The 22,366-nt window shown below is 71.7% G+C and carries 17 protein-coding genes; 11 read left to right on the top strand and 6 right to left on the bottom strand.

The window, feature by feature from the left end; genetic code table 11:
* Positions 1–50 precede the first annotated feature (50 nt).
* Complete coding sequence (locus AOJ26_RS26635; RefSeq protein WP_373413160.1) at positions 51–1,868, top strand: ABC transporter ATP-binding protein; 1,818 nt, start codon at positions 51–53, stop codon at positions 1,866–1,868.
* 27 nt (positions 1,869–1,895) lie between these two features.
* Here AOJ26_RS26635 and AOJ26_RS26630 read toward each other — a convergent pair whose 3' ends face one another.
* The 3 genes from AOJ26_RS26630 to AOJ26_RS26620 form a co-directional block, all read right to left on the bottom strand.
* Positions 1,896–2,948 carry a TolB-like translocation protein gene (locus tag AOJ26_RS26630; RefSeq protein ID WP_373413159.1) on the bottom strand — a complete coding sequence of 351 codons (1,053 nt, stop codon included), beginning with the start codon at positions 2,946–2,948 and terminating at the stop codon, positions 1,896–1,898.
* A gap of 405 nt (positions 2,949–3,353) precedes the next feature.
* A complete protein-coding gene (locus AOJ26_RS26625) occupies positions 3,354–4,658 on the bottom strand; it encodes an MFS transporter (protein ID WP_053850887.1) in 1,305 nt (434 codons plus the stop codon).
* Positions 4,659–4,685: 27 nt separating this feature from the next.
* Positions 4,686–5,537 (bottom strand): glycosyltransferase, encoded by an 852-nt coding sequence (locus tag AOJ26_RS26620; protein WP_053850886.1) that lies wholly within the window; start codon positions 5,535–5,537, stop codon positions 4,686–4,688.
* A gap of 248 nt (positions 5,538–5,785) precedes the next feature.
* Between AOJ26_RS26620 and AOJ26_RS26615 the strand changes: the two genes are divergently transcribed.
* The 8 genes from AOJ26_RS26615 (at position 5,786) to AOJ26_RS26580 (ending at position 17,051) form a co-directional block, all read left to right on the top strand.
* Positions 5,786–7,225, top strand: coding sequence for a sugar transferase (locus tag AOJ26_RS26615; RefSeq protein WP_053850885.1), 1,440 nt, complete (start codon positions 5,786–5,788; stop codon positions 7,223–7,225).
* Positions 7,226–7,248: 23 nt separating this feature from the next.
* Positions 7,249–8,304 carry a Gfo/Idh/MocA family protein gene (locus AOJ26_RS26610; RefSeq protein WP_234358680.1) on the top strand — a complete coding sequence of 352 codons (1,056 nt, stop codon included), beginning with the start codon at positions 7,249–7,251 and terminating at the stop codon, positions 8,302–8,304.
* A 44-nt stretch (positions 8,305–8,348) separates the two neighbouring features.
* On the top strand, positions 8,349–9,323 hold the full coding sequence (locus AOJ26_RS26605; RefSeq protein ID WP_234358679.1) for an NAD-dependent epimerase/dehydratase family protein: 975 nt from the start codon (positions 8,349–8,351) through the stop codon (positions 9,321–9,323).
* Entirely contained in the window at positions 9,320–10,459 is a 1,140-nt protein-coding gene (locus AOJ26_RS26600; RefSeq protein ID WP_078960036.1) for a DegT/DnrJ/EryC1/StrS family aminotransferase, read from the top strand. Before AOJ26_RS26605 ends, AOJ26_RS26600 begins: the two co-directional genes overlap by 4 nt.
* Complete coding sequence (locus AOJ26_RS26595) at positions 10,456–11,145, top strand: NeuD/PglB/VioB family sugar acetyltransferase (protein WP_053850882.1); 690 nt, start codon at positions 10,456–10,458, stop codon at positions 11,143–11,145. Before AOJ26_RS26600 ends, AOJ26_RS26595 begins: the two co-directional genes overlap by 4 nt.
* Positions 11,142–12,260 carry a DegT/DnrJ/EryC1/StrS family aminotransferase gene (locus AOJ26_RS26590; RefSeq protein WP_053850881.1) on the top strand — a complete coding sequence of 373 codons (1,119 nt, stop codon included), beginning with the start codon at positions 11,142–11,144 and terminating at the stop codon, positions 12,258–12,260. Before AOJ26_RS26595 ends, AOJ26_RS26590 begins: the two co-directional genes overlap by 4 nt.
* 232 nt (positions 12,261–12,492) lie before the next feature.
* Positions 12,493–15,930, top strand: coding sequence for a DUF4082 domain-containing protein (locus AOJ26_RS26585; protein ID WP_234358678.1), 3,438 nt, complete (start codon positions 12,493–12,495; stop codon positions 15,928–15,930).
* A gap of 74 nt (positions 15,931–16,004) precedes the next feature.
* Positions 16,005–17,051, top strand: a complete 1,047-nt coding sequence (locus AOJ26_RS26580; RefSeq protein WP_053850879.1) for a glycosyltransferase family 2 protein — start codon at positions 16,005–16,007, stop codon at positions 17,049–17,051.
* A 17-nt stretch (positions 17,052–17,068) separates the two neighbouring features.
* Here the strand turns inward: AOJ26_RS26580 and AOJ26_RS26575 are convergent, their stop codons facing one another.
* Positions 17,069–17,731, bottom strand: coding sequence for a hypothetical protein (locus AOJ26_RS26575; RefSeq protein ID WP_053850878.1), 663 nt, complete (start codon positions 17,729–17,731; stop codon positions 17,069–17,071).
* Between the two features lie 71 nt (positions 17,732–17,802).
* Here AOJ26_RS26575 and AOJ26_RS26570 point away from each other — a divergent pair, with 71 nt between their 5' ends.
* Both AOJ26_RS26570 and AOJ26_RS26565 read left to right on the top strand, forming a co-directional pair.
* Positions 17,803–19,821 (top strand): O-antigen ligase family protein, encoded by a 2,019-nt coding sequence (locus AOJ26_RS26570; RefSeq protein ID WP_053850877.1) that lies wholly within the window; start codon positions 17,803–17,805, stop codon positions 19,819–19,821.
* Entirely contained in the window at positions 19,818–20,702 is an 885-nt protein-coding gene (locus AOJ26_RS26565; protein ID WP_053850876.1) for a glycosyltransferase family 2 protein, read from the top strand. Before AOJ26_RS26570 ends, AOJ26_RS26565 begins: the two co-directional genes overlap by 4 nt.
* Here the strand turns inward: AOJ26_RS26565 and AOJ26_RS26560 are convergent.
* Together AOJ26_RS26560 and AOJ26_RS26555 are read right to left on the bottom strand one after the other, a co-directional pair.
* A complete protein-coding gene (locus AOJ26_RS26560) occupies positions 20,695–21,486 on the bottom strand; it encodes a glycosyltransferase family 2 protein (protein WP_053850875.1) in 792 nt (263 codons plus the stop codon). The two genes, AOJ26_RS26565 and AOJ26_RS26560, sit on opposite strands and share 8 nt — an antisense overlap.
* Positions 21,487–21,497: 11 nt before the next feature.
* Positions 21,498–22,366, bottom strand: an 869-nt coding sequence (locus AOJ26_RS26555; protein WP_234358677.1) for a hypothetical protein, incomplete at its 5' end; no start/stop codon positions are given.

Raw genomic sequence — 22,366 nt, 5'->3', positions numbered from 1 at the left:
TCGCGGGACACTGCCGAACTCGGACCGCAACCCTTCACACACACAGGGTTATGATGCAGACGCCTGAGGCACACAAGACCGCACCGCCCAAAGGCGCGGTGATCCTCGCACTTCGTTACTACGCACGGGAGTTGGCCCGCCTGCGGTGGCTGACGCTGCCCGCCATGCTGCTGTCGGCGCTGGGCAGCATCGGCATCAACTACATCGCGCCGCTGATCGTCGCCAAACTCGCCGGCACCATCGCCGACGGCGGGGGCACGACCCTCGGCTCGGCGCTGCCGTACGTCCTGGGCTTCGCCGGGGTCCTGCTGCTCGCGGAAGCGCTGTGGCGGGTCGCCCTGCACTGCCTGAACCGTCTCGACGCCCGCGGCATCGAGCACCTGTACGTGATCGGGATGGACGAACTCTTCGCCAAGGACGCCTCGTTCTTCCACGACAACTTCGCCGGGTCGCTCACCAAGCGCGTCCTGAGCTTCGCCACCCGTTTCGAGCCGTTCGTCGACACTCTCGCGTTCCAGATCGTGGGCAGCTTCGTCCCGCTGCTGTTCGGCTCCGTGGTGCTGTGGCGCTACGAACCGCTGCTCGTCGTCGGCCTGTTGACGATGATCGCGGTGACGGCGCTGTGCGCGGCACCCCTCATCCGGCGCCGCCAGGCACTGGTCGCCGAGCGCGAGGCGGCCGTCGCCCGGGTTTCCGGGCACGTGGCCGACAGCCTGATGAACATGGACACCGTCCGGGCGTTCGGCGCCGAGGCCCGCGAGGCCGCCGAGCACCGCTCCCGGGTCGCGGTCTCACGCCGGCTCATGCTCCGGTCCTGGGACTACGGCAACCTGCGCATCGACACCTTCGTCGCACCGATGTCCGTGCTGACCAACGCGCTGGGGCTGCTGCTCGCGGTAGCCCTGGGCGGGAGCGGGCACAACGTCGAGGCGGTCGTGGTCGCCTTCACCTACTACTCCAACGCGACCCGGATCATGTTCGAGTTCAACCAGATCTACCGCCGGCTGGAGGGCTCGATGACGGAGGCCGCGCAGTTCACCGAACTGCTGCTGACCCCGCCGACCGTGCTCGACCCGCCGTCGCCCGAACCGCTGGTGCCCGGGGCCGCCGACGTCCGCTTCGAGCGGGTGCACTTCGCCCACGCGGGCGCCGAGCGGCTCTTCGAGGGGCTCGACCTGGTCGTGCCCGGCGGGACGAAGGTGGGCCTCGTCGGCCGGTCCGGCGGCGGCAAGACCACCCTCACCCGGCTGCTGCTGCGCATGCAGGACATCGACGGCGGCCGGATCCTGGTCGGCGGACAGGACATCAGCCGGCTGCGCCAGACCGACCTGCGCAGTCTGATGGCCTACGTCCCGCAGGACCCGGCGATGTTCCACCGGACCCTGCGCGACAACATCGCCTTCGCCCGGCCGGACGCCACCGACGCCGAGATCCGCCGTGCCGCCGAGGCGGCCCACGTCACGGAGTTCGCCGACGCGCTGCCGCAGGGGTTCGACACCCTCGTGGGGGAGCGCGGCGTCAAGCTGTCCGGCGGACAGCGCCAGCGTGTCGCCCTCGCCCGGGCGATCCTGCGCGACGCGCCGATCCTGCTGCTCGACGAGGCGACCAGCGCGCTGGACTCCGAGAGCGAGATCCTGGTGCAGGAAGCGCTGTGGCGGCTCATGGAGGGGCGGACGGCGCTCGTGGTGGCCCACCGGCTGAGCACGGTCGCGGGCATGGACCAGCTCGTCGTCCTCGACCGCGGCCGGATCGTGGAGCAGGGCAGCCACCAGGAACTGCTCGCCCTGGACGGCCCCTATGCCAAGCTGTGGCGCCACCAGTCGGGCGGGTTCCTCGAAGACGACCCCCTGGAGGCGGAGTTGCGCTGAACCGGGACGACCACCCGGCCCCCGCTGCTACAGGGGGGCCGGGGAGGACGCGCCCGGGAGCAGCAGACGCGGCTTGCCCGAGCCGTTCGCCGGGACGCTCCACAGGTCGCTGGTGCCGACCTTGCCGTCGGCGGGCAGGGCGTAGGCGACCGTGCCGTTGTCCAGCCAGGTGGCCTGGTCGTCGACGCTGTGGCGTTCGGCGAGCGGGGTCTCCTTGAGGGTGCGCAGGTCGAGGACGTACTCGTGCCAGAGGTCGGTACGGGACAACACCCGCTTCTTGAAGGCGACTCGGGTGCCGTCGGGGGAGAGCGAGGGGCACTCCACGTTCTCGGCCAGGGTGGTGACCTCGCGGCCGGAGAGCGAACCCCGCACCAGGTAGGTCTTGTTGGCGGTGTTGAGGGTGGCGTAGAAGGTGTCGTCGTCCGAAGCGAAGGTGACGCCCCAGAAGTTGACGTCCGCGGCCCGGTAGGACCTGCCGTCCAGGGTGATGGAGAAGCTCTCCAGGCTGGGCGTCAGTTTCATGGTGCGGGTGTCCAGGACCGAGGTGCGGGTGGAGAAGAAGGCCGAGGCGTACGACTCCCCGGAGACGAAGACCGTCCAGGCGACGAAGCGTCCGCTGGGCGAGACCCGGGCCCGGCTGGGGGTGCCCGCGAGCGCGTAGGTGTGCCGGGTGCGCAGGTCGGCGTCCAGGAGCAGGGCGCGGTTGCTCTGCTTGAGGACGCCCGGGTTGGACTGGAGGCAGATGCCGGTGCCGGCCGCCGCGTAGAAGCGCGCGCACTTGAGGTCCGAGGCGGTCCGGCCGGCCTTCGGGTCGGCGGCCGGGACCGAGGCGACCGCGGTGCGGTGCGGGCCCGCGGCGGCGTTGATGAACGCCAGGCGGTTCTTCTGGCCGAGCGTCAGCCTGCCCGCGCTGACGGCGGGGCCGCCCGCCTGGGGCTTGTTCGCCCGGTCCGCCCGGTCGGCGGCGTGCAGCACCATGCCCGTACCCACCCCGGCGAGCAGCAGAACCGCCGTGAGCAGGACGAGCAGGCGGCGGCGCAGCGGTGTCATGTGGTTCCTCGGTGTCGCGGTGGTCGTCATCGGGGCTCCGGGGCCCTGGTGGGTACGGCGGTCATCGGGGGCCCCGGACGGTCGGGGCGCGGTGGTCGTCGGGGGTGCGGTCGGCAAGGCGGTCCCCGGGCGTGCCCTCAGGATTGTGCCGGGCGTGCAGCGCACGAGCCCCGGGAGCCGTGGGTGGTCGAGCGGGGCCAGGGGGCGGCCGTCGTGCCGGGTGTTCAGGAACGCGGTGGGTCGTGGTCATGCGGCGTTGCCTCTCGGGCGCAGCACCCTCGTCGCGACGGCGGCGCAGCACAGCAGGTCGCGGGCGGAGGCGGATAGTGCTGGGCAGGCAGCCCGCGACCCCGGGAGCCGTGGGTGGTCGAGCGGGGCCCGGGGACGGCCGTCGTGACGGGCGTCCAGGAACGCGGTGGGTCGGAGGGGCCGTGGTCATGCGGCGCTGCCTCTCGGGCGCAGCACCCTCGTCGCGATTGCGGCGCAGCACAGCAGGCCGAGTGCGGAGGCGGCCAGTGCCGGGCCGTCTCCCCAGACCGTCCAGGCCGCGCCGAAGGCCAGGGAGCAGCAGAAGCGGGCCAGTGCCTGGCTGGTGCCCACGATGGCGAGGCCGCTGGCGCGCAGCTGCTCGGGCACGATGTCCGCGAGGGCGGCCGGAAGCACGCCGTCGGTGGCCGCGTAGAACACGCCGTGCAGGGCGAGCACGAGGAACGGGAGGGCCGGGGTGTCCGGCGCCCACAGCAGGAGGGCGTAACCGGTCAGCAGCGCCGCATGTCCGGCGAGGAACACGGTGTGCCGCCCGACCCGGTCGGCCAGCGCGCCCACGGGCACGGCCAGCAGCAGGAACACCACCGCGGTGCCCAGCGGGAGCAGCGTGAACCACTGCTCGCCGATACCCGCCCGGCGTTGCAGGAGCAGGTAGACGAAGGCGTCGCTGACGGTGGTCAGGCCGAGGAGCGCGGCGCAGCCGGCGAGGGCGCGCAGCCGGGGCAGACGCAGGAGCGCGAGGGCTTCACGGACGCGGACCGGGGGGCTGGCGGTGGCGCCGGGTTCGTCCGTCCCGGTGGGCTGCCGCTCGCCCGGTACGTGCGCGTCCGTGCCGCTCTGCCGCCGGCCCGGCACGAACAGCACCAGCACGACCACCCCGAGCACCGCCACGCACGCGCTCACGCCGAACACCGCGTCGTAGCCGTCCGCCGCCGCGCTCAGGATGAGGAACGCGGCGAGCGGTCCGAGCATCGCGCCGGTGGTGTCCATGGCCCGGTGCACGCCGAAGGCCCGGCCCTGCTTCCCGGTCGGGGTGGACAGGGAGATCATCGCGTCCCGCGGGGCGGTGCGCAGGCCCTTGCCGGTGCGGTCCAGGGCGAGGACCGTGCCGAGCGCGCCGATGCTGCTCACCAGCAGGAGCAGCGGCTTGCACAGCGCGGACAGGCCGTAGCCGAGACCGGCGAGGAGTTTGTGGTTGCGGATGCGGTCGGCGAGGTGGCCGCCGGTCAGCTGCACCAGTGCGCTGACGCCGTTGTAGACGCCGTCGAGGGTGCCGAAGGCCAGCGGACTGAACCCGAGCGTGCTGACGAGGTAGAGCGGCAGGACGGCGGTGACCATCTCCGAGGAGATGTCGGTGATCAGGCTGACCGTGCCCAGCACGAGCACGACCGGGGCAACTCCGGGCCGCAGGCCGCGTCTTCGGGGCTGGTCGGTGCTCGCCCCCGCGGGCGCGGAGCGGTCGGTGAGGTACATGTTCGGGAGCTCCCGATCTGGTGCGCTTCAGTTCTGTCTGCTGCTCTCGTCCCGCAGCCAGGTGCCGAAGTCCTGGGCGCGGACGGCCTTCGCGGCCCCACGCCGGGCGACGACCGCCGCCGCGACGAAGACTACGACACCCGTGACGAGCCTCGGTTCGGCGCGGACCAGGGCGATCAGATCCGCCTTGCTCGTGCGCGCCGAGGCCTCCTGCGGGCTTTGGTGGTGCTGTTCGACCTGGGTCGTGGACACCGCCGCCCGGACCCGCCGTTTGATCAGATCCGGCCATGTTCGCGGCGGCCGGACCACGACCGTGGCCGCGTCGACCACGAGCCTTTCCTCGGGCGCGAAGGCCAGCGAGGCGGCCAGGTCGTCGGCCATCAGCGGCGGCAGCGCGGCGATCCGGGCGTGTCCGGCCTTGGAGACCGCGATGACGCCCCGGCCGAACAGCCCCTCGCGCACCGCGGGCAGCCGCTGCCACACGCGGTAGTAGGCGCGCACCCGCCAGGCGCTGCCGGACAGCGGAATCCGCCGTTGTGGCGCGGTGGCGAGGATGCCCGAGCCGGGGTCCTCGAGGGGCTCGGTCAGGGCGCGTACGTCGGCGCTTCCGAGTACGACGTCGGCGTCCACGTAGAGCCGCGGGAAGCCGCGTGCGTGGTCGTCGCCCGCCCGCAGAGCGGCGTGTTTGGACGGTACGGGGATCTCCACGACGCGCACGCGTGGACCGCGGGCGGCCGCTGTGCGCGCGGTGTCGTCCGTACAGCCATTGCACACGACCACGATGTCTGTCTCGTCCTCCACGGAATCGGCCAGAAGTGAATCGAGGAGCCGGCCGATGACTTGCGCCTCGTTGTGGGCCGGGATCACGATGCTCGTCACCTGGGCAGTATGCAGTCGATGTCACTATTGCGATGTGTGTTTCGTCCAACTGTTCCCGTGACTGCGTTCGGTGGTCTAGATTGAGGGCCGCCGAACCGATTTGGGTGGGGAACTTGAGGCGCTGGCCGTCATGTATGGGGACATGAGGCGGTTGGGGAACCGCTGAGGCTTCTTTTGTTTTCAACTGCCGCTGTGTTGGGGGCACATCGGTGTTCGGTCAGGGGTAACCGTGCACGTGTGGGGGGCGCATGACCATTGAGGTCACGCATGAGCAACAGCTTGTGGAACACAGGACTCCACAAGGTCGCCGAAGACCTTGGGAGCAGAGGTACCGGATAGTCCTGCTGGTCGCGGACAGCCTCGCGGCTGTTGCCGCGGCCTTCGTGATCCACGCGGTGTACGGCCGCTGGGCGGTGGCCCTGGTGCTGCCCCCGACGTGGATCGTGGCGATGGTCGCCCATCGCTCCTACGACCGCAGCGCCTTGGGGCTGGGGACCGAGGAGTACCGACGGGTGCTCCGCGGTGCGGTCGCACTGCCGGCGCTCGCCGCGGTCGCGCACTGGTCGTTCACCCACGACTCGGACCTCCTGCATGACATGATCATGGCTGCGCTGCCGGCGGCCGCCATCGCCCTGCTGGTGCGGTACGCGCTCCGGCGCCGGCTGCACCACAGGTGGGCGAGGGACCGGGGCCGCAGCGCCACGCTCCTGGTCGGTCCGGCGCACGGCATCGCGGAGCTGGTCGCCGTGCTGCGGCGCGGTGGCGGGCAGGAACTCCGGGCCGCCGGCGTGTGCCTGAGCGACCCCGGGAACGCCGCGGAGGTCCGCAAGCTGGGCATCCCCGTCCTCGGCGGTGTGGACACGATGGACGACGTCATCCGGACCATGGGCATCAGCACCCTGGTGGTGCTGCCCGCGCCCGAGTTCGACGCCTCCGTCCTGCGCCGGATGTCGTGGACCGCGGCCGCGCGGGGCGTCGACTTCCTGCTGGCCCCCGTCCTGGCCGACGTGGCCGCCGCACGGCTCGCTGTACGGCCCACCAACGGGGTGCCGCTGGTGCGCGTCCAGGCGCCGAACCTCTCCCGGGCCTCCCGGCTGCCGAAGGAACTGCTGGATCGTTCCTTCGCGGCGGCGCTGCTGCTTCTGCTGGCCCTGCCCATGCTGCTGATCGCCCTGGTCGTCCGTCTGGACAGCTCCGGACCGGCACTGTTCAGGCAGCAGCGGGTGGGCCGGTACGGCGACCACTTCACCATGTTCAAGTTCCGCACCATGCGGCCCGATTCGGAGGCCCTGCGCGCGGAGCTGGAGCACCTCAACCAGAACAGCGACGGCCTGCTGTTCAAGGTGAAGGAGGACCCGCGGATCACCCGCGTCGGCTCCTTCCTGCGCCGCAGCTCCCTCGACGAACTGCCGCAACTGATCAACGTGGTCAGGGGCGACATGTCACTCGTCGGACCGCGCCCGCCGCTGCCCGAGGAGGTGGACGAGTACCCGGCGGAGGTCAGACGCCGGCTGCTCGTGAAACCCGGCCTCACCGGACTGTGGCAGGTCAGCGGCCGCTCGGACCTGCCCTGGGAGGAAGCGGTCCGGCTCGATCTCGCATATGTGGACAACTGGTCGACCAGCCTCGACCTGTCCATCCTGGCGCGCACCACGACAGCGGTGGTGCGCGGAACGGGGGCCTACTGATGGACCGAAGGAAGAGGGACCAAGTGACGCAGACCAGCGAGCCGTTGGGGGTGGCGGTCGTCGGGGCCGGCTACTGGGGGCCCAACCTCGTCCGCAACTTCCAGGCCAGCGAGCGGTTCCGGCTGCGCGCGCTCGTCGACCTCGACGTGGACCGGGCCCGGCGGGTCCTCGGCGGCTACTCGACCGTCGAGGCCACCTCCGACTACACGGCCGTCCTCGCCGACCCCGAGGTGGCCGCCGTCGCCGTGGCCACGCCCGCCGGAACCCACCTCGACATCGCCCTGGCCGCCCTGCGCGCCGGTAAGCACGTCCTCGTGGAGAAGCCGCTCGCGGCGACCTACGCCGACGGGATGCGCCTGGTCGCCGAGGCCGAGGAGCGCGGGCTCACCCTGATGTGCGACCACACCTACTGCTACACACCCGCCGTGGGCCGGATCAGGGAACTCGTCCACTCCGGCGAGCTCGGCGAGATCCACTTCGTCGACTCGGTCCGCATCAACCTCGGCCTGGTCCAGAAGGACATCGACGTCCTGTGGGACCTCGCCCCGCACGACCTGTCCATCCTGGACTTCATCCTCCCGGCGGGCGTCGAACCGGTCGCCGTCGCCGCCCACGGGGCCGACCCGATCGGTGCCGGACAGGCCTGTGTCGCCTATCTGACGCTGACGCTCAGCACCGGCGCCATCGCCCACGTGCACGTCAACTGGCTCTCCCCGACGAAGGTGCGCACCACCATGGTCGGCGGTTCCAAGCGCACCCTGCTCTGGGACGACCTCAACCCCCTCCAGCGGGTGTCGGTCTACGACCGGGGCGTGGACATGGCCGCGCCGCAGGAGATCGGCGCGGACGAGCGCCGGGACATGCTCGTCTCGTACCGCTCCGGAGACATGGTCGCGCCCGCGATCGGCGAGAAGGAAGCGCTGCGGAGCATGGTCGACGAGTTCGCCGACGCGATCGGCACGGGCCGGGCACCGCTGACCGACGGCCGGGCCGGCCTCAGGGTGCTGGACATCCTGGAGGCGGCCTCCCGGAGCCTGCATTTCAAGGGCGCGGTCGTCGGCCTGCGCGCCGAGCGCTGAGCGACATTCACCAAGCCATGCGATTCCCTGAGAGGGCACAGCAGTTGAGCAGCGTACGTGGCAAGAAGATCCTGGTCACCGGGGGAGCGGGCACCATCGGCTCCAACCTGGTCGACCTGCTGGCCGAGGGCGGCGCCCGCGAGATCGTCGTACTCGACAACTTCGTGCGCGGACGCCGGGCCAACCTCGCGAAGGCCCTGCCCAGCGGCGTGGTCGAGGTCGTCGAGGGCGACGTCCGGGACGTCGACACCGTGAAGAAGGTGACCGAGGGCGCGGACCTGGTGTTCCACCTCGCCGCCATCCGCATCACCCAGTGCGCGGAGGAGCCGAGGCTCGCCAACGAGGTCCTCGTCGACGGCACCTTCAACGTGCTGGAGGCCGCGGCCGCGGCCGGCGTCGGCAAGGTGGTCGCCTCCTCGTCGGCGTCCGTCTACGGCATGGCCGAGGACTTCCCGACGACCGAGCGCCACCACCCGTACAACAACGACACCTTCTACGGCGCGGCCAAGGCCTTCAACGAAGGCATGCTGCGCAGCTTCCACGCCATGTACGGGCTCGACTACGTGGCCCTGCGCTACTTCAACGTGTACGGCCCCCGGATGGACATCCACGGCCTGTACACCGAGGTGCTCATCCGCTGGATGGAGCGCATCGAGGCGGGCGAGCCGCCGCTGATCCTCGGCGACGGCACCCAGACCATGGACTTCGTCGACGTCCGCGACATCGCCAGGGCCAACGTCCTGGCCGCCGAGTCCGACGTCACCGACGAGGTGTTCAACATCGCGAGCGGCACCGAGACCTCGCTGCGCGAACTCGCCGACGGGCTGCTGGAGGCGATGGGCGCCGAGGGCCTGGAGCCGGTGCACGGACCCGCCCGCTCGGTGAACTCGGTGGTGCGCCGGCTCGCCGACACCACCCGGGCCGCCGAACGCCTCGGCTTCACCGCGGAGATCGACCTGCGCACGGGGCTGAAGGACCTGGTCCAGTGGTGGCGCGCGGAGCGGGAGGCCGCCCGGTGAGCACCGACCGCATCCCCGTCATGATCCCCTGGCTCGGCGAGGAGGAGGCCAAGGCCGCCTCCGACGCCGTGCTGTCCGGATGGGTCGCCCAGGGCCCCCGGGTCGCCGCCTTCGAGCGGGCCTTCGCCGAGCGGGTGGGCGCCGAGCACGCCGTCGCGGTCAGCTCCTGCACCACCGCCCTGCACCTGTCGCTGGTCGCCCTCGGCATCGGGCCCGGCGACGAGGTCGTGGTGCCCTCGCTGTCGTTCATCGCCACCGCCAACGCCGTGCGGTACGTCGGCGCCGAGCCGGTGTTCGCCGACGTCGACCCCGTCACCGGCAACCTGACCCCGGCCACCGTGGAGCAGGTCCGCACCCCGCGCACCGAGGCCGTCCTCGCCGTCCACCAGGGTGGCGTACCGGCCGACGTGCACGCCCTGCGCGCCGCCTGCGCCGACTGGGACCTGCCGCTCGTCGAGGACGCGGCCTGCGCCATCGGCTCGACCGTCGGCGGCAAGCCCGTGGGCCACGGCGCGCTGCTCGCCGCCTGGTCCTTCCATCCCCGCAAGCTCGTCACCACCGGCGAGGGCGGCATGGTCACCACCGACGACGCCGAGTGGGCCACCCGGCTGCGCCGGCTGCGCGAGCACGGCATGAACGCCTCGGCGGCCGAGCGCCACGCGAGCAACAAGCCGGTGCTGGAGAGCTACCTGGAGGTCGGCTTCAACTACCGGATGACCGACGTCCAGGCCGCGATCGGCCTGGTCCAGCTCGGCAAGCTCGACGCGATGATCGCTCGCCGCCGCGAACTGGCCGCGCGCTACGACGAATTGCTGAGCGACCTGCCGGGCCTCACCCCGGTCCGGGACCCCGCGCACGGGCAGAGCAACTTCCAGTCCTACTGGGTGCTGCTCGCCGAGGACTTCCCCGTGGGCCGGGACGACCTGCTCGCCGCGCTGGCCGACGCCGGGGTCTCCGCCCGGCGCGGGATCATGGCCGCGCACCTCGAACCCGCCTACGCGGACCACCCGAGCGTGCCGCTGCCGGTCACCGAGCGGATCAGCCGGGACTCGCTGATCCTGCCGCTGTTCCACACGATGACCGAGGCCCAGCAGGACCGGGTCGTCGCGGCACTGCGCGAACAGGCCCGCGGATGACCGGACTTGTCATCGTCGGCGCGGGCGGCTTCGCCCGGGAGACCGCCCAGGCCGTCGTAGGCACGGGTGAGTTCGAGCTGCTCGGACACGTCGACGACAACGCGGACCTGCACGGCACCGAGGTCGACGGCGTGCCCGTCCTCGGCGGCTGCGACCTGGTCCGGGAACTGCCCGACGTGCGGGTGGTCATCTGCGTGGGCAACCCGCGCGACTACGCGGCCCGCGCCCGGCTGGTCCGGCGGCTCGGCCTGCCCGAGGACCGCTACGCCACCGTGGTCCACCCGACCGCGGCGGTCTCGGCGACCTCCACGCTCGGCCCCGGCTCGGTCCTGCTCGCGCACTGCGTCCTGACCGCCGCCGTCCGGGTGGGCGCCCATGTGGCGGTGATGCCGCACGTCGTGCTCACCCACGACAACACGGTCGGGGACTTCGCGACGCTCACCTCCGGGGTCCGCCTCGGCGGGGGAGTACGGCTGGGGCGCGGCGCCTACGTGGGCTCCGGCGCCCTGGTCAGGGAGGGCACGACCGTGGGGGCGTGGTCGCAGGTCGGCATGGGGAGTGCCGTGCTCGACGACGTTCCGCCGGGTGAGGTCTGGGTGGGGAGCCCGGCCCGCCGGCTGCGCGCGGCGGGGGCGCCCGCGCTGGAAGAACTCGCAACACCGACAGTGGGGGGACCGCTGACATGAACCAGATTCCGCTTGTCGACCTCAAGGCGGCCCATGAGGAGGTCGCCGACGAGGTCAGGGCCGGTTTCGACCGGGTGCTGGCGAACACCGCGTTCGTCGGCGGCGACGAGGTCCGCCGCTTCGAGCGCGAGTACGCCGAATTCGGCGGGATCGCCCACTGCGTGGGCGTCGCCAACGGCACCGACGCCGTCGAACTCGCCCTGCGCGCGAGCGGGGTGGGCCCCGGCGACGAGGTCGTGATCCCCGCCAACACCTTCATCGCCACGGCCGGCGCCGTCGCCCGCATCGGCGCCCGGCCGGTCCTCGCGGACTGCCTGCCCGACAGCCATCTCCTCGACCCCGGCGCCGCGTTGGACGCGGTCGGCCCGGCCACCCGCGCGGTCGTGCCGGTCCACCTGTACGGGCAGATGGCCGAGGTGACCGAGCTGGCCGCCCGACTCCCGGACCGGGTAAGGGTCGTGGAGGACGCGGCCCAGTGCCAGGGCGCCACCCGCGACGGCCGCGCGCCGGGCAGCGGCGGCATCGCGGCCACCAGCTTCTACCCGGGCAAGAACCTCGGCGCCTACGGGGACGCGGGCGCGGTGCTCACCGACGACGAGGAACTCACCGGCCTGGTACGGGCGATCGCCAACCACGGCGGCATCGCCAAGTACCGGCACGACGTCCCCGGCTTCAACAGCCGCCTCGACGGACTCCAGGCCGTCGTCCTGCGGGCCAAGCTCAAGAGGCTGGCCGACGGCAACGCGGCCCGCCGGGCGGCCGCCGCCCGCTACGACGAACTCCTCGCCGACCTCGCGGACGCCGGCCGGGTCGTCCGCCCGGTGACAGTTCCCGGCAACGTCCACGTCTGGCACCTGTACGTCGTCCAGATCACCGGAGCCGACCGCGACGACGTCGTCGGCAAGCTCAACGCCGAGGGCATCGGCGCCGGGGTGCACTATCCCGCCCCCGTCCACCTCACACCGGCCTACCGCCATCTCGGCCACCAGCGGGGCGACTTCCCGAACGCCGAGAAGGCCGCCGAGCGGATCCTGTCGCTCCCGCTCTACCCCCAGATCACCCCCGACCAGCAGCACCAGGTCGTGGCCGCGCTCGCCGAAGCGCTCCGAGGCTGATCGGTCCCCTCACCACACGCCTCACCCCGACTTCCGGGTCGGTCCTGCACAGCACCGCTGAGAGGTACACATGAACAGATGGAGCAGACGGCTCCGGGGCGGGCGCCTCGCCGTCGTAGCCGCATTGGTATGGGCTGTGCTCCCGCAGGCGGGGTCCGCCCAGGCGGCGGCCGATCCCTGCGGTACGGGCTCGAACCCGGTCGTATGCGAGAACTCCAAGGCGGGCAGCCCGATGTCCGACTGGTACTCGCCCAACGCCTACGGTGACATCAAGGGGTTCTCCACCAAGGAGAGCGTCCAGGCCGGTGACACCGTCCAGTTCAAGATCCAGTCGCCGGTCTCGTACCGCGTGGAGGTCTACCGCCTCGGCTGGTACGGCGGTGACGGGGCCCGCCTGATCTCCACCCCGGCCCAGGCGGCGACGACCTACCCGGCGAACTACACGACGAAGCCCGCCAGTTGCACCACCAAGGCCGCCACCGGCCTGGTCGACTGCGGCAACTGGCCCACGACCGTGAACTGGACGGTGCCCGGCGACGCCGTCTCCGGCCTGTACATCGCGAACCTCACCCAGACCGACGGCGACGGCCTGATGCCGTACCCGTTCGTCGTCCGCAAGGACTCCAGCACCTCCGACGTCGTCGTGCAGACCAGTGACCAGACCTGGCAGGCGTACAACGACTACGGCGGCCAGGACCTCTACGGCGGCACCGGCCCCGCGCCCGACGGCCGTGCCTACGAGGTCAGCTACAACCGCCCGCTGGACATCGGCGGCGACAACGGCATCTACGGCTCCGAGTACATGATGCTGTCCTGGCTGGAGCGCAACGGCTACGACGTCAGCTACCTGTCCGGCGTGGACGTGTCGGTCAACGGCGCCACCCTGCTGAACAAGCACAAGGTGTACATGTCCTCCGGGCACGACGAGTACTGGACGCAGAGCCAGTACTCCAACGTCCTGGCCGCGCGGAAGGCCGGCGTCCGGCAGGCCTACTTCAGCGGCAACGAGGTGTTCTGGAAGACCCGGCTCGCCCCGAGCATCGACGGCGCCAACACGGCCAACCGCACCATGGTCTGCTACAAGATGACCAAGATGGTGCAGAACAACGGCATCGCCGACCCCAGCGGCGAGTGGACCGGCACCTGGATGGACCCGACCAGCACCCAGTACGGTCAGGCCTACCAGCCGCCGAACATCCTGACCGGCTCCATGTTCACGGTGAACGGCTACCGCGCCGACGCCATCACGGTCCCCGGTTCGTACGGCAAGAACCGGCTGTGGCGGGGCACCTCCGTCGCCAACCTCACCGCGAACCAGACGGCCACCTTCCCGACCGGCACCCTCGGCTACGAGTGGGACAGCGACATCCCCAACAGCACCCGTCCCGCGGGCGCGATCCACCTGTCGTCCACGACCGTGGACATCAACGACGGGAAGTACCGCCTCGACTGGGGCAACATGTACGGCAACGGCACCGCCACGCACAACCTCGTCGAGTTCCGCGACCAGGACTCCGGAGCCCTGGTGTTCGGCGCGGGCACCGTGCAGTGGTCCTGGGGCCTGACCAACCTGCCCACGTACGACCCCGCGGACACGGTGGTCACCGAGGACGCCCGCATGCAGCAGGCGACCGTGAACATCCTCGCCGACATGGGAGTCCAGCCGCTCACCCGGCAGAGCAACCTCGTCGCCGCCACGGCCTCCACCGACACCACCGGCCCGGCCGTCACCGTCACCAGCCCGGCCTCCGGGGCCACGGTCCCGGCGCTGAAGCCCGTCACCGTCAAGGGCACCGCCGCCGACTCCGGTGGCGTCGTGGCCCGCGTGGAGGTCTCCACGGACGGCGGCTCGACCTGGGAGGCCGCCACCGGCCTGACCTCCTGGAGCTACACCTGGACGCCGACGACCCCGGGCTCGGCGTCGGTCAAGGTCCGCGCGGTGGACGACAGCGTCAACATCGGCTCCACCACAACGGTCCCGCTCACCGTGGGCCCGCAGACCTGCCCGTGCACCATCTGGCCGGCCTCGTCCGTGCCCGGCACCGTCAACGCGGGTGACGGCAGCTCCCTGGAGCTCGGCGTCAAGTTCCGCACCACCACGGCCGGTTCCGTCACCGGCGTCCGCTTCTACAAGTCGCCCGCCAACACCGGCACCCACACCGGCAGCCTGTGGACCGCCTCCGGCACCCGCCTGGCCACCGGCACCTTCACCAGCGAGACGGCCTCCGGCTGGCAGCAGCTCAACTTCTCCACCCCGGTGACCGTTAAGGCCAACACCACCTACGTGGCCTCGTACTTCGCGCCCAACGGCGGGTACTCGTACGACGGCGGCTACTTCTCCGGCAAGGCCGCGGGCCTCGCCCCGCTGACCGGGCTCCAGTCCGGCACCGACGGCGGCAACGGCGTCTACCGCTACAGCTCCACCAGCGCCTTCCCGTCCTCGGCGTCCTCCGGCAGCAACTACTGGGTCGACGTCGTGCTGGACACCTCGACGGCCAGCACGACCCCGCCGGCGGTCACCTCCACCTCGCCGACCTCCGGCGCGACCGGCACGTCCATTACCGCTCCGGTGTCGGCCGTCTTCGACCACGCCATCGACGCCGAGAGCCTGACGTTCACCGTGAAGGACCCGGACGGCAACACCGTGCCGGGCGCCAAGACGCTCCCCGCGTCGAACAAGGCGACCTTCACCCCGTCGACCGAGCTGGCGCTGCACACCACCTACACCGCCTCCGTCCAGGCCTCCGACCTGTGGGGCAACACCATGGCGGACCCGGTGACGTGGAGCTTCACCACCAGCTCCCAGCCGCCGGCGGTCACCTGCCCCTGCACGCTGTGGAACTCCTCCGCCACCCCGGCCACCGCCGCGGTGACCGGCGACGGCAACTCGGTCGAACTCGGCACGCGGTTCACGTCCTCGGCGGACGGCTGGATCACCGGCGTCACGTTCTACAAGGGCGCGACCAACACGGGCACCCACACCGGCAGCCTGTGGTCGGACGACGGCACGCTGCTCGCCACCGGCACCTTCACCGCCGAGTCGCCGTCCGGCTGGCAGACGATGACGTTCGCCAACCCGGTGGCCGTCACCGCGGGCACCGCCTACGTCGCCTCCTACCACGCGCCGAACGGCAACTACGCGGTGGACGGCGGCTACTTCACGGCGGCGCACCAGTCCTATCCGCTCACGGCCACGGCCGACACCAGCGCCCACCACAACGGGCTCTACCGGTACGGCAGTTCCACGGCCTTCCCGAACGGCTCGTACGGATCCGCGAACTACTGGGTCGGTCCGGTCTTCACCGCCGACGACCCGAGCGCGTCCCTGGCGACGGCCAACGCCTCGGAGGTGACCGCGTCCTCGCTGGCGCACACCGCCGACGCGACGAGCCCGCTCGTCACCACGCTGCCCGCCTCGACCGAGCTGTCGTCCGTCACGGCGACCGTGACCGTCCTGAGCGGTTCCAAGGCCGCGAAGAAGCTCCACCTCACGGCCGTCACCTCCTACGACCGGGCCACCCACAAGGTGTCCGTGCACCTGTCGTCGCCCCTTCCGGACGGCACCCGGTTCAGGATCGGCGTCAAGGCCCAGGACAAGAAGCACCACACGGTGAAGTCCCGGACCTGGACCCTGACCAGCAGGACGACCGTCCACAAGAAGAAGAACTGACCGACCAGAACCCACCGGTGGTGTCCGCGCCGGGCTTCCGGCACGGACACCACCGGGGATTGGCTTCCCCACAGATGAGCACCGTCAGTGTTGTGATCCCCTGCTACAAGTACGGCCATTTCCTGGCCGACTGTGTGAGCAGCGTCCTGGACGAGCAGGACGGCGTCGACGTCCGGGTGCTCATCATCGACGACGCCTCGCCCGACGACTCCGCGGAGGTGGCGCAGAAACTGGCCGCCTCCGACCCGCGGATCGAGGTCCACGTCCACGAGACCAACAAGGGCCACATCGCCACGTACAACGAAGGCCTGCTGGAGTGGGCCGACGGCGACTACGTGGCCCTCCTCTCGGCCGACGACCGGCTGGTCCCGGGCGCCCTGGTGCGGGCCGCGGCCCTCCTGGACGCCCACCCCGAGGCCGGCTTCGCCTACGGGCGCCCGCTGCGCTTCCAGCACGGCGGCCCGCTGCCCAAGGCCCGTACCCGCAGCACCGGTTCGGTCGTCTACCCCGGGCACTGGTGGCTGGACCGGCGCTTCCGCGAGGGCACCGGCTGCATCACCTCACCGGAGGTCGTGGTCCGCACCGGCCTCCAGCGCAGGGTCGGCGGCTACGACCCGGCGCTGCCGCACGCCGGCGACATCGAGATGTGGATGCGGCTCGCCGCGCACGCCGACGTCGGCTACATACGCGGGGCCGACCAGGCCTTCTACCGCGTCCACGGCAAGAACATGTCCACCGTCGACTTCGGCGGCCAGCTCGACGACCTGCGCCAGCGGCTCGTGGCCTTCGACTCGGTGCTCACCAAGTGCGGCGACCGGCTGCCCGACGCCGACCGCCTGGCCGACCAGGTCCACACCCGGCTCGCCCGCTTCGCGCTGCGCCGCGCCTACCGGGCCTACGACCGCGGACGCACCGGCGTCGTCCCGGTCGACGAGTGCGTCGCGTTCGCCGAGGAGTGCCTGCCCGGCTACCGGGCCCTGCCCGAGTACCGGGCGCTGCGGCTCAGACGGCGGATCGGGCCGAAGGCCATGCCCTACCTCCAGCCGCTGGTGTGGTCGGCCGTGGCCGAACGCGGGCGGGAGTGGCTGTGGTGGGAGTCCTGGAAGCACCGCGGCATCTGATGAGCGACCTGTTCCACTCAGCTCACGACGGGCACCGGCTCGGTGCGACGGCGGCGGCCCGGGGCGTCCTTGCGGCGGCTCAGCAGGAACCGGTCCAGCCACAACGCGCCGAGGACCCCGCCCGCCGCGCCCAGCAGCGCCGTACCCGCGAGACCACGGCTCTTGTTCCCCTGCACCCGGGCGGCGCTCGGGGAGGTCAGGACGGTCGCGGTGATCCGCGCCCCGGCCGGCACCCCCTGGGCCTTCTGCAGCGCGTCGACATGACGGGTGTAGACGTCGATGATGCGGCTCACGGACGTCACCGCGGCCTCGGCACCGGACGCCTGCGACTGCACCTGCAGGGAGGGGATCAGATAGCGGGGCGTCGCGCTGGTGCCGCTGTTGCGGGGCACCAGATGGTAGGTCCCGCGCACACCGGCCGCCTTCAACTCCCTTGCCCCGGCGGGGGATTCCAGCTGCCGTACGACCCCGTAGGAGAGCACGGCGAGCGGCGGCTGGAGGTTGGTGAGCTGGTTGGGCTGGTTCTGCGTCACCGGCGGCTTGAGCACCACCACCGCGGAGCCGACGAACTGGGGGGTGGGGCGCACCACGTGGTAGGCCCCGGCAGCCGTCAACAGCAGCGCCACCACGAGGACGTACCAGCGGCGGAGCAGTGCGTCGGCGACGTTCCCGGGCGACATGTGAGTTCCTTCCGTCGCCCCCGATACTGGCAGGACATGTGTCCGGATGCCACCGAAAGGAGGAATGGTTCGTGAGCATTGGTGAGATATGGGCCATTCTGCGCCGACGGTGGTACTTCATGGTGCCTTTCACGGTGCTCAGTCTGCTCGGCGGCGCCTATCTGTACGAGACCGTCCCGGTCTCCTACCAGTCGCAGAGCTCGGTCGCGCTGCTGGACTCCTCGGCCGTCGCCCGGCTGGCACCCACCTTCGGCAACCCCATCTCGAACGCGGGCGGTTCGCTGATCGTCACCGCCGACGTGCTGATCAGAACCCTCGAATCGAGCGACGCGGCCAAGGAGTTGCACGGCAGGGGCGTCACCGACCCGTACACGACCGGCTTCGCCCCGGACAGCGAGAGCCCGCTGCTGGTGCTCAGCGTCACCGGGACCGACCGGGAGAAGGTCCTCAAGGAGACCGACATCCTGACGGCCTTCGCGGGCGAGCAGCTCGACGCCCTCCAGGCCGCCGCCAAGGTGCCGCCCGCCTATCTCGTGCAGACGGCCCCCGTGGTCCTGCCGCAGACCCCGGTGGCGGAGTCGAAGAACCGCTACCAGGGCATCGCGGCCGTCGTCATCGGAGGCGTCGTCAGCGCCTTCCTGCTGTCGATCCTGATGGAGGGCGTGACGGTCGTACGGCGCCGCCGCGGCGCCGCCGCCCGGACCCGCCAGGCCCGCGCCCCCACCCGCGCACGGGTGGGGTGGCTGAACCGCCGGGTCGACGCCACCGCGATCCTCACCGTCTACCTGGTGCTGGCCTTCTTCATCCCCTCGAACCTGGCCCTGCCCGCCCTCGGCGGCGTCGGCACCCCGGCCAACGTCTTCGCCCTGCTCGGCCTGTTGTGGTACCTCGCCACCTGGCTCGGCGGCCGCATCCTGCCCGCCCCGGGCACCAGGTTCGTGCGGGTCTCGATGTGCGTCCTCGGCACGGCCGTCCTCATGGCGTACATCGCGGACGCCATGCGCGAGAGCTCGCACCAGGAGGTCCTCGGCGCCGACCGCGGGCTCATCGGCTACCTGGTGTGGGTCTCGCTCGTCGTCCTGACCTCCGCCGCCGTGCAGGAGCGCGGCCGGCTGGACGTCCTGATGCGCCGGGTGGTCGTCCTGGCCTCCGTCGTCGCCGCGATCGGCTTCTACGACTTCTTCGCCGCCACCAACATCGCCGACTCCATCCACATCCCCGGCCTGCAGACCAGCGTGGCCCAGGTGAGCGTCATGGACCGCGGTGCCTTCACCCGGCCCCGGGCCACCACGGCCCAGCCGCTGGAGTTCGCCGGCATGCTCGCCATCCTGCTGCCCTTCGCGATCCAGCAGGCCTTCGACCCGGTACGGCGCCACCGCCACGTCCTGCGCCGCTGGGGCCCGGTGGTGCTCATGGGCGGCGCGCTGCCCCTGTCGGTGTCGCGGACCTCGATCGTCGGGCTGCTGCTGGTGGCCCTGGTGATGGTGCCGCGCTGGAAGCCCGCCCGGCGCTGGGCCGCGATCGGGGTGATGACCGCCTCCGTGGCCGTGTTCAAGGTGCTCGTCCCCGGGCTGATCGGCACCATCACGGGCCTGTTCGCGTCCTTCCTGTCCAACTCGGACAGCAGCACCCAGGCCCGCACGGTCAAGTACAGCGCGATCGTGCCCTATCTGAAGGAACACCCGCTGTTCGGGCGGGGCTTCGGCACCTTCACCCCGGACCTGTACTTCTTCACCGACAACCAGTACATGCTGACCCTGGCCGAGATGGGGGTGCTCGGACTCGTCGCCCTGCTCGTCCTGTTCGTCACCGGCATCCACCACGGCGGCGCGATCCGCAGGCTCGCCCGCACCGGGTCCGACCGCGAGCTCGGGCAGGCGTTCTTCGCCTCCTCACTGGTCGCCCTGGTCAGCAGCGCCACCTTCGACTCGCTCAGCTTCCCCATGTTCGCCGGCATGTTCTTCCTGGTGCTGGGGGCGGGGGGCAGCTACCTCGGGTTCATCCGGCGCGAGGCGACGGCCGCCGCTGCCCCCGCCGTACCCGCCGAGACCGCCGAAGACCGGCTTCCCCAACTCGTGGAGTCCCGTTGAGCCCCGTCGCCGTCATCGTCGTCACCTGGAACAGCGCCGAAGTGCTGCCCGGCTTCCTCGCCGCCCTCCCGGACGGCATGGCCGGCCTCGACTGGCGGCTGGTCGTCGCCGACAACGACTCCGCCGACGACACCGTGGAGGTCCTCGCCAGGCTGGCCCCCTACGCGACCGTCGTGCAGACCGGCCGCAACGCCGGGTACGCGGCCGGGGTCAACGCGGCGTTGCGGGCCGCCGGTGACCTGGGGGCGGCCCTGATCTGCAACCCCGACATCCGGATGCGCCAGGGCTGCGCCAAACGTCTCGTCGACAGCCTCGGCGACGGCGTAGGGATCGCCGTACCCCTGCTGTACGAGGAGGGCCGGGACACGCCCCACCACTCGCTGCGGCGGGAGTCGAGCGTGCTGCGGGCCCTGGGGGAGGCCGTGATCGGCAACCGGCGGGCCGGGCGGTTCCCGCGGCTGAGCGAACTGGTCACCGACCCCGGGGCGTACGAGCGGCCCACGCGCGCGGACTGGGCCACGGGTGCGCTCATGGCCGTGTCGGCCGAGTGCCGGGCCGCCTGCGGGCCCTGGGACGAGTCCTTCTTCCTCTACTCCGAGGAGACCGAGTACTGCCTGCGGGCCCGGGACCTGGGCTGGGCCACCCAGCTGGAGCCGTCCGCCGAGGCGGTCCACCTCGGCGGCGACTCACAGGTCTCGCCCCGGCTGTGGTCCCTGCTCACGGTCAACCGGGTGCGGTTGTACCGGCGGCGCCACGGAGCCGTCGCGACCGCCTGCTTCCGGGCCGCCGTGCTGCTGAGGGAGACGTCACGGGCCGCCCTGGGCCGACCCGCCAGCAGGGCCGCGGTCGCCGCGCTGCTCCGGCCGGGAGCGCTCAGCTAGACCACGTCGTCCAGAAGCTCCCGGGGTTCACCAGATACCGCACGGTGGCGTGCGGGACATGCCGGACGGTGTGCCCGCGGCTGTAGCGGTACACGAGCTCCCAGTCCTCGCGCGGCAGCACCTGGGGGGTGCGGCGCAGCCGGCTGAAGCGCAGGGAGCCGTCGCGCCGGGCGACGAACGCGTTGGTGTCCAGGAAGGACTCCCGGGCGGCCCGGCGCCGGTCGAACTCCACCGACAGCACGTCCCGTTCGGTGCCGTCCGGGAGGACCCGGCGCAGCGCGGTGTAGACGCCGTCGGGACCGCCGGGCGCCTCCAGGACCGCCAACGCCCGTTCCAGGTGGTCGGGTTCCCACAGGTTGTCGTCGTCCAGGAACGCCACGTACCGCGAGCGGGTCAGACGGATGCCGACATTGCGCACCACGCCCGCCACGGCGGTGTTGCGGGCCAGGGAGACGGCGAACAGGCGTGGGTCCTCCGGGAGTCCGGGGAGGCCCGCGCCGTCGTCGACGACGATGACGACCTGGTCGCGCACGGTCTGGGCCAGTGCCGAGGCGACCGCGGCCCGCAGTGCCTCGGGGCGCCGGTGGGTCGCGATGACGGTGGCGACAAGGGCCTCCGGCACGGGCCCGACGACAGCGGTCAGACGGCGGGTCTCGGCGTCCTCCAGGCGGCGCAGCCGCACCGCGGAGGGCAGCAGCAGGACCTTGTTGCGCAGCTCGAAGAGGACGAGCCAGCCGAAGGCGCGCTTGAGGAGCTCCCAGGGGGCGCGGGCGATGCGTCGCATGATCCTCTTCCTCAGCCTGCCGGTTCGGGCGTGATGGGGGTGCCGTCGGAGAACCGGTTGCCGCGCCAGACGTTGCCCGCGCCGCCCGCGTTCCAGGCGGTGACCGCTCCGTAGGCGCCGGAGTAGCGGTGGTACCGGGTGGAGAACACGTTGTTCGTGACGGTGATCCCGGTGGCGCCGTCGCCGCCGCCGTACAGGGCGTAGGCACCGCCGGCCAGCAGGTTGCCGTCGATGACGGTGTTGGAGACGTGCCCGGTGTCCGCGAACAGGCCCACGGCGGCCGACGCGCCCTGGTCGACGGGGACGGGGTTGAGCAGGGTGTTGTGCCGGACGACCAGCGTGCCCTTGCTGCCGCCGCCGCTGATCACCGCGTCGGTGTGCTGCCACTCGCCGCCGTTGTTGCGGAAGGGGACCAGGCCGTGGACGTAGTTGTCGTGGAGGTTCCCCTGGCCCATGGAGAGGGCGTTGCCGAACACCGAGATGTCGCACCAGCCGACCTCGATGGAGCTGCTGCCCATGTTGGAGACGGCGTAGTTCACCCCGCCGTTGTCGGGACCCTTGCCCGGCACCGCGGTGATCGTGGTGTGCAGGACCCGCAGCCCGCTGTAGCCGGGACGCAGGTTGATCCCCCACCAGTTGGTGGAGGTGATCCTGCTGTCCACGACCGTCACGTCGTTCGCGTAGACGTCGAGCGAGCCGGTGATGTCCTGGCCCCTGATCACGGCCCCGTCGGTCCTGACGCTGATGTTCCCGGCGGCCCGGGGCTTGAGCCGGACGCGGGGGCCGGTGTTGCCGGCGTTCGGGAAACCGGCTTCCGCGCCTCCGGCGGTGGGGGCCGGGGCGGTGCCGGGAGAACGGGCGGGCGCGGACGGCCTGGGCC

This window comes from Streptomyces sp. NRRL B-24085, from assembly GCF_001282115.1.
Lineage (GTDB): Bacteria > Actinomycetota > Actinomycetes > Streptomycetales > Streptomycetaceae > Streptomyces.
This window is presented reverse-complemented; position numbering and strand designations above follow the sequence as displayed.

Excerpts from the sequence above, each read along its gene's own strand:
- AOJ26_RS26635 (WP_373413160.1), top strand. The coding sequence starts at position 51 with ATGATGCAGACGCCTGAGGCACACAAGACCGCACCGCCCAAAGGCGCG.
- AOJ26_RS26630 (WP_373413159.1), bottom strand. The coding sequence starts at position 2,948 with ATGACGACCACCGCGACACCGAGGAACCACATGACACCGCTGCGCCGC.
- AOJ26_RS26625 (WP_053850887.1), bottom strand. The coding sequence starts at position 4,658 with ATGTACCTCACCGACCGCTCCGCGCCCGCGGGGGCGAGCACCGACCAG.
- AOJ26_RS26615 (WP_053850885.1), top strand. The coding sequence starts at position 5,786 with ATGACCATTGAGGTCACGCATGAGCAACAGCTTGTGGAACACAGGACT.
- AOJ26_RS26595 (WP_053850882.1), top strand. The coding sequence starts at position 10,456 with ATGACCGGACTTGTCATCGTCGGCGCGGGCGGCTTCGCCCGGGAGACC.
- AOJ26_RS26590 (WP_053850881.1), top strand. The coding sequence starts at position 11,142 with ATGAACCAGATTCCGCTTGTCGACCTCAAGGCGGCCCATGAGGAGGTC.
- AOJ26_RS26585 (WP_234358678.1), top strand. The coding sequence starts at position 12,493 with ATGTCCGACTGGTACTCGCCCAACGCCTACGGTGACATCAAGGGGTTC.
- AOJ26_RS26580 (WP_053850879.1), top strand. The coding sequence starts at position 16,005 with ATGAGCACCGTCAGTGTTGTGATCCCCTGCTACAAGTACGGCCATTTC.
- AOJ26_RS26575 (WP_053850878.1), bottom strand. The coding sequence starts at position 17,731 with ATGTCGCCCGGGAACGTCGCCGACGCACTGCTCCGCCGCTGGTACGTC.
- AOJ26_RS26560 (WP_053850875.1), bottom strand. The coding sequence starts at position 21,486 with ATGCGACGCATCGCCCGCGCCCCCTGGGAGCTCCTCAAGCGCGCCTTC.